The organism is Phormidium sp. CCY1219, assembly GCF_035615515.1.
Lineage (GTDB): Bacteria > Cyanobacteriota > Cyanobacteriia > Cyanobacteriales > Laspinemataceae > CCY1219.
In genome coordinates this window covers 50,444-63,896 of sequence record NZ_JAJENT010000805.1, presented here as the reverse complement: position 1 = coordinate 63,896, position 13,453 = coordinate 50,444, and the positions used below count along the sequence as shown (strand labels likewise).

8 protein-coding genes are annotated in these 13,453 nt (G+C 52.3%); 2 read left to right on the top strand and 6 right to left on the bottom strand.

The annotated features are described in order from the left end of the window. Positions 1-266 precede the first annotated feature (266 nt). The 4 genes from LKK83_RS25045 to LKK83_RS25030 all read right to left on the bottom strand — a co-directional run bounded on the left by LKK83_RS25045 (position 267) and on the right by LKK83_RS25030 (position 4,380). Positions 267-689, bottom strand: coding sequence for a TIGR02588 family protein (locus LKK83_RS25045; RefSeq protein ID WP_324634159.1), 423 nt, complete (start codon positions 687-689; stop codon positions 267-269). Next, positions 686-1,588, bottom strand: a complete 903-nt coding sequence (locus LKK83_RS25040; protein WP_324634158.1) for a TIGR02587 family membrane protein — start codon at positions 1,586-1,588, stop codon at positions 686-688. Before LKK83_RS25040 ends, LKK83_RS25045 begins: the two co-directional genes overlap by 4 nt. Before the next feature lie 216 nt (positions 1,589-1,804). Further along, complete coding sequence (locus tag LKK83_RS25035) at positions 1,805-4,039, bottom strand: glycoside hydrolase (RefSeq protein ID WP_324634157.1); 2,235 nt, start codon at positions 4,037-4,039, stop codon at positions 1,805-1,807. 98 nt (positions 4,040-4,137) lie between these two features. Then, positions 4,138-4,380, bottom strand: coding sequence for a NifU family protein (locus tag LKK83_RS25030; protein ID WP_324634156.1), 243 nt, complete (start codon positions 4,378-4,380; stop codon positions 4,138-4,140). Between the two features lie 167 nt (positions 4,381-4,547). Between LKK83_RS25030 and LKK83_RS25025 the strand changes: the two genes are divergently transcribed. Then, positions 4,548-6,248 (top strand): ABC-ATPase domain-containing protein, encoded by a 1,701-nt coding sequence (locus tag LKK83_RS25025; protein WP_324634155.1) that lies wholly within the window; start codon positions 4,548-4,550, stop codon positions 6,246-6,248. 167 nt (positions 6,249-6,415) lie between these two features. Here the strand turns inward: LKK83_RS25025 and LKK83_RS25020 are convergent, their stop codons facing one another. Continuing rightward, positions 6,416-7,159, bottom strand: a complete 744-nt coding sequence (locus LKK83_RS25020) for an SAM-dependent methyltransferase (protein WP_324634154.1) — start codon at positions 7,157-7,159, stop codon at positions 6,416-6,418. Positions 7,160-7,580: 421 nt separating this feature from the next. Between LKK83_RS25020 and cobA the strand changes: the two genes are divergently transcribed. Continuing rightward, complete coding sequence (gene cobA, locus LKK83_RS25015) at positions 7,581-8,351, top strand: uroporphyrinogen-III C-methyltransferase (protein ID WP_324634162.1); 771 nt, start codon at positions 7,581-7,583, stop codon at positions 8,349-8,351. A 119-nt stretch (positions 8,352-8,470) separates the two neighbouring features. Here cobA and LKK83_RS25010 read toward each other — a convergent pair whose 3' ends face one another. Next, positions 8,471-13,369 carry an nSTAND1 domain-containing NTPase gene (locus LKK83_RS25010; protein WP_324634153.1) on the bottom strand — a complete coding sequence of 1,633 codons (4,899 nt, stop codon included), beginning with the start codon at positions 13,367-13,369 and terminating at the stop codon, positions 8,471-8,473. Positions 13,370-13,453 lie beyond the last annotated feature (84 nt).

Here is a 13,453-nt window from a genome sequence, read left to right as displayed (position 1 = left end):
TATCTATCAGTCGTCTTTAGACGACTTAAGCTATGAGCCGGGGGTTTTTAACCCCCTGCGGGTATTAAGCGATGAGCCGGGGAATTTGTAACCCCCTGCGGGTATAAAGCGATGAGCCGGGGAATTTGTAACCCCCTGCGGGTATAAAGCGATGAGCCGGGGGGTTTGTAACCTGCTGCGGGTATAAAGCGATGAGCCGGGGGTTTTTAACCTGCTGCGGGTATAAAGCGATGAGCCGGGGAATTTGTAACCCCCTGCTGTTGTGACTAGGGCAATTTATAACTAGAAATCCGCAAAACCAACTGACCGTCATCGGGATTTTGGGTGAAAATAAATGCCCCGGATTCCGTTTCATCTTGCGACAAAAAATCAATTTCCAATTCTCCCTTTTCTTCAATTTCGCCATCAATTTTCAGTTCGGCGATCGCCCGTACTGCAGCCGCGGTTTCTCCCCCTTCATTCTTCACCGTAAACGGCACGTAAAACTGCCCGTTATACGCTCTAACTTCTCCAGATTGCTTCACGGAAATCACTGGCGGATTTTCGCGATGGTTGGTCCAATCATACCCCACCAATACGATAGAAATCCCCAAGATTACCAACCCAATGGCAAACGTCACCCACTCTGCAGGCGATCGCCCGGCTATCTCTTTTCTCTGGGTTCTGTTATTGATTTCACCGCGACTCATACCGCCAATCTCCCTGCAGCACCGCCGATACTTGCCGGAAGACCCAATATAATCGTATAGCTGACCCAAATTTGCCAGGGATCGCTAAAGGTCACTTTCTGAAAAAACGATAACATCACCACCGAAGCGGCGAGGGACACCAGATAGCACATCACGGTTTCTCCCACGGGTTTTTGAAACATTCCTTGCTGTTTGAATCGCTTCTCCTGACCCCGGAATCCCGCCGAAAATACAATCCCATAGGAAATCAGCAAGGAAGACAAGGCGATCGCAGCTAACCCTTGAGGTGAGGCACTTGCCGCCAGCATCGCCACTTCATCGGTAGGTGCAATGCTAAAGGCAATAAAAATCGCCCCCAGTAACGTCGCGCCAATATCCGCTGATGGTTCCATTTGACTGAGCATCCAACTGTCATTCTCGTGAGAATCGCGATCGCCATTTCCATTCTCCGAGTCGTAGCGATCGCCACTCATCAGCGAAGTCGCCAGCGCCACTCCCAGAGAAAAAGGCAACCCTTCAAAAATCGCTTTTCCGAGAATTTCATTCAACGGCGTGCGAGGGTTGATTTGTCCCAACAATATCAAAGTCAACGTGGTACATACCAACCCAATGGCGATCGCTTCCACACTTTCCATCGCCGGATCTCGCCAGCGACTCTTGATATCTTGATTGTCCCGAAATCCCACCGTGCGATTAAACACAAACACCACAAAATACGTCACCGCCAGCGCTCCCAATCGCATCGGCGCTCTACTAAACGAGCCAATCCACCACACTTCCATCGTGTATAGGAGCGGAATTCCAAACAAAAAGCCCCCCGACACTCCTCGCACGAGTTCGTCGAATTCTTCTAACCATCCCCACGCCAAAGATTGCCGTTGTCGAGAACGTCTAACCATATTGTTTCCCATCCCTTACAAGAGCGCTTTGCAATTTACCTAAATTGGCAGTAAAATCGAATTTTAAACCACACTAGCGGTGCGATCGCATCACCCCTCAGACAGATATTCCCCGCCCCTCTCGGTCTCTCACTATTGGTTCCTCCCCACCCTGTTTTCCAGCCTAGGCTGGAAAACAGAGTGAGTCACAATGGTTGTCAATGATATCGCATCACCTTACGGCATCTGAATCGGAATCAGCGAATTTTCCGGTAGATAATCCCGGAAGCGCCCGCCCTCGGAGAGAACGATCGCCAAATGCAACCACCAATCCGGATCCGAGGGCAAATCCGCCCAGGGCACTGCAATTTCCAAGCACTTATCTACAGCCACTTGTGCCCGGCCCTGACGCGGTTTCCACTGAAAATCCTCCCGCGCTTCTTGGAACCATACCGAATGGGTGACTAAATTAATCCCCAGATAATTGTGATACAAATAATCCAGAGGAGGGCGCGCCGGGAGTTCCTTCAAGGGTACCGGACTGTTGTGCATAGTGCGATCGGGATAATACCAGAGCAAATTGAACTCGGGCGGGCAATCTTTGCCGAATTCGGTTCCCGTTTTGAAATCCACCCGCAAGTAGAAATGCAAGTGATCCACCCCATACCACAACCGCTGAATCGGGCCGCTGCGGTGCATGGTGCCTCTTGCGCCACCGATTTCGATGCGACCGGCTTTATCCCAATCTTGTTCGTCGCCAATCCCATCAATTTTCGGATGGATAAAGCTTTGCGGCGTGCGATCGCGCTGTCGTTCGTGTTTTTCCACCGGTTGGAGCACTTCGTCTGGGATTGGTTCGTCCAGGGCCTTGTAAATTGCCGCCACATGTTCGCGAAACAACTGGTCGAACATGGCATCCTGATTGGAGGAATGACCTTCGCCAAACCACCAAAACCAGTCAGACCCTTCCGCCGCATATAATGCTTCCCACGCTTCCGGATTGGTTTCCTCGGTTGCTTCCGGATGATTGGCGAGGGTTTCTCTTGCCTGAGTCAGCAAATCCCAGGCGCGATTTTTTGCCGGATCGCCGATCCAGGTGGTGAAACTGCCATCCACCCAAGACCCGCTGTGTAGGCGATCGCTGGGTAAAGTTTCCGTAGGCGGGAATTTCTCGATAAACTCCGACACCGTAACCAACTCAATTTCCGAATGATGGCTCAGTTTTTGATAAAGCGCATCCAGGAACAGTTCGCCATCGCGTTGGTAAAATTCCCAGCAATTTTCCCCATCCAGGGCGATCGTCACCAACCAGGGACGTTCCAACCCACTCTGCGCCCCATTCGGTTGGCGATTTTTCAGAGAATAGGCGATCGATTCCAAATGCCCGATTAAATCCGATGCCGCTTTGCGCGGTTCCATCGTTGCGTAGGTAAATCCAATTAAATCCGATAAGCGGTGGTCTCGAAACACCATCGCCAAATCCCCATGCGGGGTTTCCAACCGATAAGGGCGATATAGATATTCCGGTTCTCCCAGATTTCCCGCCCCATCGCGATGGAAAAAGTGCTGCAAGGTCCACCCCAATACTGCCTCATCCGAACACAACCAGCGAAACCCTTCCCGGGCCACATGAGGCAAAATTGACGGACTCACCGACTGTTCTGAGGGCCACAATCCGCGCGGTTCGCGCCCGAATCGGTCTCGATACATCTGTCGCGCTTTGCTCAGGTGGCGGGGAAGGTCTTCTTCCCACTGGAAGCGCTGGTGAGGCAATTCCATCTCCGGAACCGCCACCCGACCGGCATCCGTATCCGCCAATAAGGGTAAAATCGGGTGGGTGTAGGGGGTGGTGGTGACTTCCAACTGACCCGCATCTTGCATTTGGCGGTGTTGGGGGATGATTTTGCCGATAATTTCCCGTTGTTTGGAGTAGATGCGCTGGCGATCGCTCAAGCTAAAGTTCCGCCCTTTCTTCAACCACCCTTCAATATCCGGGTCATCCCAAAAAATCGGGTCGATCCATGCCAGATTGTGCCACGCGAGCAAATCGCTATAATCTTGCTCGGTCCAATTCTCCAAGCACCATCCTCTTCCCTTCTCCTGTCGTTGGGCGTACAGTTCGGCGTAGCGCGGATGGGGGTCGATTAACGTATGGTGGTTGCCATCAAAGAAATGCTCGACAATAAAATGCTTTTGTTCTACACTGAGCTGGTCTTCTGGTGTCAGGGCTGCCGTTAAATAAGGATCCAATGCCGTGCCCTGGACGTAATCCTCGAGCTGTAGGATTAATGACGGCACTAAATTCACCGTTTGATGCAGTTTCGGATAGCGTGCCAAAATCAGCACTAAATCCAGATAGTCTTTGGTTCCGTGCAGTCGCACCCAAGGCAGTCGATATTGACCGCCAAATCGGCTTTTATAAAGTGGCTGATGCTGATGCCAGATAAAGGCAACATAAAGCGGATGAGGCATAGGTCGATTACCGCGAACAGTACAGTAGCCAGAAAACGCCACTCAGAGGTCCGGTGGCGATTTTACCGGGGACCTCTGAGCCTGGTTAATTACTGAACTTACATCACTTGTTCGACTTCAGCAATCTCGGGGATGGATTCGCGCAATTTGCGCTCGATTCCCATTTTTAAGGTCATGGTGGAACTCGGGCAAGAACCACAAGCGCCCTGTAGTCGCAGCTTGACAATCGGGCCTTCGAGTTCGACGAGTTCCACGTTTCCACCATCCGCCATCAGATAGGGGCGCAGTTCGTCTAGAACGGTTTCCACATTGTCCGGGGTTAATGCCATTGTCGTAGACATAGTTCTCCTCGCAGAGTCTTTAGTTTTGGTCTATTGCTAATTTTAACGGCTGTTGCAGAACGTTGAAGTGGGTTTTCTGGATGAGAACGTGGGAAAATAGAAGCGGAGCTGAGTTCTGCTAGCGCGGAACGACGGTTTCATCGGTTCGGAGTAGTCATTTTTGGGACATGCATCATCGAAACCTGCGTCAGAAATTAGTACAACTAGACAACAGGAGTTACAAGGCTTATAAAGACATTCAAGGCAGCTATGACTTTGGCGAGTTTACCTTAATCGTCGAATACGTGCAGGGGGATCCGTTTGCCGCCCCGAGCAAATTGTGGGTTCGCATTCCCCAGTCAGTGGCGGGATTTCCCCGGAAACTGTACCAGTCTCGCAGTCGAGAAGTGGCATTGCGGGATTATTTGACCCGGGAATTTTCCGACGCCGCCCGGGAGGTATCCACCCGCCGGGGGACCGGAAAAAGCGGGCAAATTGCGATCGCGCGAGTGACGCAAGCGGTACTCGAACGCACTGCAGCATTTGTCAATGAAGAGTTTATCGAAATTCGCTTTACTGTGGGACTCCCGGCGAAAGGGCGACGGATTTTAGGCTATCAAGCGGCAGAAATGCTTTGCGAAGATATCCCGCAAATCGTGGAAGAAGTGGCGATTTACGCCCATCTGGATGGGAAACAGATTCAGCAGCATGTGGAAACTGTGGAAGATGCGGATTGGTTGCGATCGCAGCTTCGCGATCGCGGGTTAGTCGCTTTTGTCGCCAACGATGCCATCCTCCCGCGCCGCAGTGGGATAGACGATCGCCCCTTAAGCTCCTCGGAAGCGGTTCCCTTCGTCTCCCCCCCGTCATTAGAAGTACAATTCGATTGTCCGAATCGCGGTAAAATCTCGGGGATGGGGATTCCTACCGGCGTCACCCTGATTGTCGGCGGCGGCTATCACGGCAAATCTACCCTCCTCAAGGCGATCGAGCGCGGGGTGTATGACCATATCCCCGGCGACGGGCGGGAATTTGTGCTCACGGATCCCGCTGCAATGAAAATTCGCGCTGAAGATGGGCGCAGTGTGGTGGGGGTGGATATTTCCCCGTTTATCAATCATTTGCCCCAAAAACGCTCCACCCGCAATTTTTCTACTACCAATGCCAGTGGGAGTACCTCCCAAGCGGCGAATATTATGGAGGCCCTAGAAGCGCAGGCAAGGGTGTTGTTGGTGGATGAAGATACCGCCGCTACCAATTTTATGATTCGCGATCGCCGGATGCAAACGTTGATTGCCAAAGAAAAAGAACCGATTACGCCGTTTATCGATAAAGTTCAACAATTGGCAGACAGCGGCGTTTCCACGATTTTGGTGATGGGCGGCAGTGGGGATTATTTTGATGTCGCTTCCGTCACTATCGCAATGGAGAATTTCCAGGTGTATGATGTGACCGAAAAAGCAAAAGCGATCGCCCGGGAATATACCACCGGGCGCACTCCCGAAGGGGGCGATCGCTTCGGCGAAATTACCCCGCGCATCCCCCGCCCCAAGAGTCTCGACCCCAGCAAAGGCAAGCGCGACGTGCGCCTGAAAGTGCGAGATGTAGATGAGGTGATGTTTGGTACGGAAGATATCGATTTGGGTTCCGTGGAGCAAATTGTCGAGCGCTGTCAACTGCAAGCGATCGCCGCCGCAATGGTGTACGCGAAAGAGCAATATATGGATGGTCAGCGATCGCTCGCGGAAATCCTCGATGCGGTGATGGAGGATATTGACTCTCAAGGATTGGATATTTTAACCCGCTTTCCCGAAGGGGATTTAGCGATGTTTCGTCGCTTTGAATTAGCCGCCGCCCTCAATCGTTTGCGAACTTTAGAAGTGAGTTAAACATTATGCTATGTAGGGTGGGCATTGCCCACCTCACGATTGTCAACTCCAGTAGTATGTAGGGCGGGCATTGCCTACCTCACGATTGTCAACCCAAGTGCCATATATACACAAAGGTAACTTTCGGGGGGATACGTAAGTCCCAAAATGGGATGAAATCGGCAATGTCAAACCTTTTGCATCAGGTAAAAAACATAGGCGAAGGTCTCGCCAAAGCGATCGCAAATGTCGATTTCGCGTTCGGTTTCCGCAATAATTTGGGATAATTGTGGGTTGAGATTGCCGGCGGCGCGTAACTCAGCAATGCGTTGGCGCAGGGGGTGATAATATTCATCCCACCAGTTCGATCGCGGTAAGGTAAAATTATCCAAAACCTGATATCCGGTCTCAGTTGCGGTTTTGAGGTTTTCTGCGATCGTGGTCATCCCCGGATATTCACCCTGCCAAAACTCTAGGGCTTCAGCGGGCGGATTTTCCGCAATCCAGGTGCATTCACTCGCCACCAAAAATCCCCCCGGGCGCAGCAGGGAACGCCACAAGCGCAACCCAGTGGCAAAACCCACGATATAAATCGACCCTTCCGACCAAATCACATCGAAACTACCCGGGGCATCGGACAACTCTGCCATATCCGCTTCTCGGGTGATGATGCGATCGCTCATTCCGGCATCTGACGCCCGGTGGCGCAAACCCTGCAAAAAATGCGGAAAAATGTCCACCGCCGTCACCGTAGCATTCAGTTCTCGCGCCAAAACCAAACTTTGTCGTCCCGGACCGCATCCCACATCCAAGATGCGCGGCGACGGTGGCAAAGAAGGCAGGCGGCGAATCGCCTCCCGGGTTGCCTCGTCGCTTCCCGGCCCTTCCCGGGGCATATCCCGGTGAACGGTAAAAAAAGCTTCTACATCCATGAGATTTTACGCTATAGTAACGATCCTGCCGATGAGTGTACCATTCTCGGGAGTCACCCGGCGCATTTCTGCCAATTCTCAGGGGTTCGGAGATTTTTCTCCTCTCCGAGGGGGGTGGATGTAAAAATCGGATAGAATGAATGCAAGATGCACATGTAAGCAGGACACTGGTAATGAAACGTACAAATTGACACTAAAGGTGGAGTTAGGGTGGAAATAACAAGGGTTGATGACGAATACAAAATAAGAGGTCAAAAAATCCGCCTCCTAGTTCTTAAAGCGACCCAAAAACTAGCTAATAAGGTGAAAATACAGTAAAATTAAGGGCAAAATATGTCTGATTGAAATCCAGTTAAAATGACAACTTAACTTTAACGCAATTGACGAAATAATCGGGTAAATGGTATAATCTCAAATGACGATGAATGGAAGCAAAGCAATCGGAAAAGTTTACTTAGTGGGTGCCGGACCGGGAGATCCGGGTTTGCTGACGGTGAAGGGCAAAACGTTATTAGAACATGCCGATGTGGTGGTGTACGATGCGTTGGTCAGCCCACAAATTTTAGACAAGATTAACCCGCAGGCGGAACGCATCCACGCCGGGAAGCGTCGGGGAAGACATTCCCTGGAGCAAGCAAAAACCACGCAGATTTTGATAGAAAAGGCGCAGGATTGGGCGGTGGTGGTACGGCTCAAAGGCGGCGATCCGTTTGTGTTTGGTCGCGGCGGAGAGGAGATGGAAGATTTAATTGCGGCGGGGGTGCCGGTGGAAGTTGTGCCGGGAGTGACCTCGGGAATTGCCGCCCCGGCGTATGCGGGAATTCCCCTCACCCATCGCAAATATAGCTCTTCAGTGACATTTGTCACCGGTCACGAGGCGGTGGGCAAGTATCGCCCCCAGGTGAATTGGGAAGCGATCGCGCGCGGTTCGGAAACCATCGCCATTTACATGGGAGTTCACAACCTCGGGGATATCGTGAGACAGCTTACCGAAGCGGGATTGAGTCCGCAAACCCCGATCGCCTTGATTCGCTGGGGGACGCGATCGGACCAAGAAGAACTGATCGCTACCCTAGAGACGATCGCCCAGAAAGTGGAATCCAGCGGATTTGAAGCACCGGCGATCGCGGTGATTGGGAATGTGGTGAACCTGCATGAGGTTTTATGCACCACCCGCCCTGCAGTTTTCTAAACCCAAATGCGGGTGATATGGAAAGGTTGTCGTGAATAAAGTAGGGTGGGCATTGCCCACCCTACCATCCCTACCGTGGCGATAAATTCTGTTGCATCATGCATCGGTATTCCCCGAGATTAACGCTGTAGAATAATCCCACCGCACAAATCGCGATCGCTTCGTTTCACCGTGGGATTGTACGCCAGATAGTTCCCCAACCAATCGCAACCGCGATCGAGCAAATTATCCAGATCCAAATTCCACAGAATCACCGTTTCATCCTCACTGGCGGAGGCGATCGTTTTGCCATCGGGGCTGAAACTGAGACTGAGGACCGGCTTGGTATGACCTTCCAACACCGTAAGCAATTGCCCCTCTGCGCTCCACAATCTCACCGTTTTATCCGCACTGGCGGAGGCGAGGGTTTTGCCATCGGGGCTGAAGCTGACCCAATATACAGAGCCAATATGCGCCTCGAGGGTGGCGATCTCCTTCCCCTGGCGAGTCCAGAGTTTCACCGTATTATCCCCACTTGCCGTAGCAATGCGATCGCCGTCGGGGGAAAACGCGACGCTATACACCTGGTCGGTATGCCCGGCCAAGGTATTCACCAGCGTCCCTTCGCGGGTCCAGAGTTTCACCATATTGTCCTCACTTGCGGTAGCGATCGCTTGACCGTCCGGCGAAAATCCGATACTATTAATCCCTTTTGCATGAGCGACAATGCTGCGAAGCTGAGTGCCGTCGCGGGACCACACCATTGCCATGCCGTCCTCACTTCCAGATACCAAAATCTGGCCATCGGGACTAAAACTCACCGCCAGGACCGGGGCGGTATGTCCCTGCAAGGTTCTCACTAACCCTTGGCGCGACTTGCTCCAAATATTCACGGTTTGGTCTTCACTGGCGGTAGCAAACAATTCGCGATCGGGACTGAAACTGAGATTCCACACCGCATCCTCATGCCCTTGCAAACTGGCTATTTCCTCCCCATTCGGTTTCCACAGTTTCACCGTATTGTCCCGACTCGCAGAAGCGAGTACCCGCCCAGTGGGGGAATATCCCACCACCAAAACGGACTTGCTGTGCCCCATGAAGGCGGGCAACTGGCGATCGTGAGTGCGCCAGAGTTTGACCGTGTTATCGCTGCTGCCCGTGAGTAAGGTTTGACCATCGGGACCGAAGCTCACACTCCAGACCACATCGCGATGCCCGGTTAAGGTTCGCAGGCGATCGCCGCCGCGACTCCAGAGAATCACCTGATTATCCTGACTCGCCGTAGCGAGGGTTTCGCCGTCGGCGCTGAAGGCGACGCCGAGAACCCAATCGGTATGTCCCGCTAAAGTGCGAAGCAATCTCCCATCGGGTGTCCAGAGTTTTACCGTATTGTCGGCGCTGGCGGTGGCGATCGCCTGCCCGTCGGGACTGAAACTCACCCGGGTCACGGCATCATTATGCCCGGTTAAGGTGGCGATCGCCTTCCCGTCGATCCGCCACAATTTCACCGTCTTATCCAAACTCGCCGTGGCCAATATCTGCCCATCCGGGGAAAAGCTCACACTGGTCACCGACTGGCGATGGGCGTTCAACGTCCGCACTAACTGCCCTTCCACGGTCCAGATTTTTACCGTCTTATCCTGACTCGCCGTGGCAATATATTTCCCATCCGGGGAAAAACTCACGCTGGTGACGCCCTTCGCGTGAGCGAAAATCGTGTCGATTTCGCTCCCATCTTCGCAGCGCCACAGTTTTACCGTGCGATCCAAACTCGCCGTGGCCAAGATTTTGCCATTCGGCGACCACGCCACGTCTCTCACCCAGTCGGTATGTCCCACCAATGTCTGCAGTTTGCGACCTTTCCAGTCCCACAGAATCGCGGTTTTATCCGTACTTGCCGTGGCGATCGCATCCCCCTGCGGCGATACGCTGACGCTGACTACACTATTCTTATGCCCTGACAAGCGGTTGACTTCGCTTATTGTATAAACCGCTTTTTGCAGTCGCGTCACGGTCTCCATCTTCAATTCCAGGGGCACTTTGGTCTTCCCTAACTTCCGTCCCGCCTTCACCCCCGCCAACAAACTGCCTATCTCGTCATTCGACAATAATAACGCTTTCGAGGCTAAATTTTGCGCTTCGATTTCCGCCCGCGCGGCATTTTGCCCTTCGGAGAATGCTTTATGTGCCAACCATCCCAGGGCGATCGCCGAAACCGCCGCCCCGGTTAGCGCCCCTTGCATGACCCGGTTGAGCCATTTTTGTGCGCGTCGTTCTTTATCCCGGGCAATGTCTCGCTCTTTTAATAACTGGGTTTTCTCATTCAACTCTTGTCTCACTGCCTTTAAACTGGCTTTAATTTGTTCCTGCTGACGAATAAACATCACCAAATAATCGTGAACTAACTGATAGCGATTCGTGGGTAACTCGCGCAGCATAAACACCAACCCGGCTTTCTCGAAAATCCCTAATACCAAATCTAACTTTTCCGGATTGCCGGACAATTCTGGCGTTAAATCGGCGACGAGTTCGGCGCGACTTTTCAACGGGCGCAAGCCGTTTTCTTCGGTGAGGAAATACAACACCAATCTGGCAATTTTCTCGTTTTCCGGTCCGCAGTCGGCGATGACTTCTTCTAAAAATCGCTCCACCAGTTTTTCTTTCGGTCCGGATTCGCGATAGCGCTTCAGGGTGGTAATGTTTTCCGCTTGCAATTGGGCACCTACCACCTGCAACTCGATGGGGCGGATTTCCCCCAATTTCCCCGCTAAGTCTTCTACTAATTCGTCGATTAAAGCCGGTTCTAAATAAAATTGAGACCGGGCGGTTAAGCTTTCGATGACATTGCGGGCTTTGTCGCGGGAGAGATTGCCCAGATAGTAGCGGATCTTGTTACTGAGGATATCGCCGTCGTCGATGGTTTCTAAATTAACTAGGCGATCGCATTCCAATAAATAATGCAAATAATCTTCCCGCAAGGCAATAATGACTTTCACAAATGGTAAGTTCAAGCATTGAGCGAGAAAGCGATAAAATTCTAGCCGCTGTTGCGGGTCGGTATGGACGAAAAAGAATTCTTCAAATTGGTCGAGAATTAAAACCGTCAGCAGATTAATATCGCCATTGCGCCGCAACTGTTCGATTAAGATTGAAATTCGATCGCGGTTGGTTTGCGGGTCGGATGAATTTTGACCGCTATCGGCTTGAATGGCGGCTAATTCGGGGCTAACTTCCAATCCCAGCTCTTGCAATTCTGCGGTTAAGAATTGCGCCACACAGCGAATCCAATCCGGGTAAACTTGCAGGACGATCGGCAATGTATTGCGCCCGTCAATCGCGCTATGTTTCAGCGCCGGAATCAACCCCGCCTGTAGCAAGGAACTTTTGCCCACTCCCGATTCGCCGTGAATTACGGTGAGTTTTAAATCATTGCGCCCCAGACGGTCGATCGCCCATTTCACATCTTCTTCGCGCCCGGAGGCGGCAATTTCGAGGGCCACACTTTCCGGTTGGGGAAGGGGGGCGAGGGAGGGGTTGAGAGAGTGGCGTTGGGAGTGCAGACGCCCCGCGCCGATAAAGGCTTGCAAGCCAAATTGCGCCTCGATGGCACGTTGTTCTTGCTTGATTTCAAAAGCTTGCAGATATTGCCGATCGCGGAAATAGAGCGATCGCAATTCTGACAAGATGCGACGGTAAAGCTGTAAATCGTATTCCGGATTGGTGCGATCGCGGGCAGATTGCAGATGGGCGATCGCCTCCCCGGGTTCTCCCAGTTGCGCCTGCGATCGCGCCAGCAGCAGCAAGTATAACCCTTCCTGCTGCGATCGCACCGGGGTCGGGGCGCTATCCACCGTAGAAAGGGCAAGCTGCGCCCATTGGCGCGCCTCTGTCCAGTTTTCCCGATGCAGGGCCACTTCGGCTAAAAACCCATAATCCTGAGCCAACTGATGCACATTCCCATAGGTTTGATGCAATTTTAACGCCGATTTCGCCACGGCGTGCAATGCACTCCATTGTTCTAAGCGCTGCAAATTTTCCCCCAAAAATCCAATAAACTGCGCCACCAATTCCGGATGTTGCGCGGCTTCAAAGAGTTTGATACAGCGTTTAAAGCAGTCTCGCGCCCGGATGAGATACTGGTGTCTCCCCCCTTGATGCAATTGCGATTGGCGACAGTAGCACAAGGCAATGTGAAACAGCAACACGCCCTGTTGCACTAAGTAAGGGGAGGGGGAGACTTCCCAGATAACCGGGGAAGGACTCCCGCCGAGGGCGATCTGGGAGAGAGACAGCAGCGGATACTCTCCCCCATCCCCACCCGGGGCGGCGTCGTCTTTAACCGTTTCGCTGTCAGCGGCGCTTTGCCAAAACATCAGGCTTTGCTGATATTGTGCGAGGGCGCTGTCGATGCGATCGTTCGCATAGTCGTCGCGCCCGAGGACGAATTGCAAACTGGCGGTGAGTGCGGGATCTAAGGATACGCCGCGATCGGCTAAATCCTGTTTGGCAAATGCCAGTTCTACGCAAGTGCGCGAGGAAAGGATAAAATGATTGGCAATAAATTGCTCGGAACCGGCTTGCAAAACTGCCTCGAAAACCCGATCGCTAGCATTGGCGATCGCCTGGATTAATTCCTCGGTGGAGGGCGAAAATTCAATGGTGGTTCCCCAACTTTCAAAATCAGGCGCGACTTGAATAAAGGTTTTTAATACCTCGTCATTCATCCACAACACCAAGGGGAAAGGAAAGCGATTTCTAAATTCCTCGCGCACTTGATTCGCCGCCATAAATAGGCGATCGAGATGGTTCACCGATTCGAGTCCCCACACCATAAATGCCTGGGGCATTTCTTCGCCGATCGCCGCTTGGATGCTTTGATAAAGCGTGTTAGTGGAGGTTTGCAAACTCAGTTCTTGCATCTGCAACTCGAGGGTTTCTTGCAGTTGCTGCTTGATGCGATCGCGCAAAGGAGCGTAGTTGCACTGCACCACAATCAGCGAAAACTGACCCTGAGAAAAAGAAATCGCGCGGCGGAGCATTTTTAAAGAGTCTTGGTTATATGCTGCCGTGACTTGGTTATGGTACGATCCGATCATTTCGCGTGCCGTTAGGGGACGTGGGAG

What these genes read in the sequence shown, in the direction of transcription:
- cobA (WP_324634162.1), top strand. Translation starts at nt 7,581, where the DNA reads ATGAATGGAAGCAAAGCAATCGGAAAAGTTTACTTAGTGGGTGCCGGA.
- LKK83_RS25030 (WP_324634156.1), bottom strand. Translation starts at nt 4,380, where the DNA reads ATGTCTACGACAATGGCATTAACCCCGGACAATGTGGAAACCGTTCTA.
- LKK83_RS25020 (WP_324634154.1), bottom strand. Translation starts at nt 7,159, where the DNA reads ATGGATGTAGAAGCTTTTTTTACCGTTCACCGGGATATGCCCCGGGAA.
- LKK83_RS25010 (WP_324634153.1), bottom strand. Translation starts at nt 13,369, where the DNA reads ATGCTCCGCCGCGCGATTTCTTTTTCTCAGGGTCAGTTTTCGCTGATT.
- LKK83_RS25025 (WP_324634155.1), top strand. Translation starts at nt 4,548, where the DNA reads ATGCATCATCGAAACCTGCGTCAGAAATTAGTACAACTAGACAACAGG.
- LKK83_RS25035 (WP_324634157.1), bottom strand. Translation starts at nt 4,039, where the DNA reads ATGCCTCATCCGCTTTATGTTGCCTTTATCTGGCATCAGCATCAGCCA.
- LKK83_RS25045 (WP_324634159.1), bottom strand. Translation starts at nt 689, where the DNA reads ATGAGTCGCGGTGAAATCAATAACAGAACCCAGAGAAAAGAGATAGCC.
- LKK83_RS25040 (WP_324634158.1), bottom strand. Translation starts at nt 1,588, where the DNA reads ATGGTTAGACGTTCTCGACAACGGCAATCTTTGGCGTGGGGATGGTTA.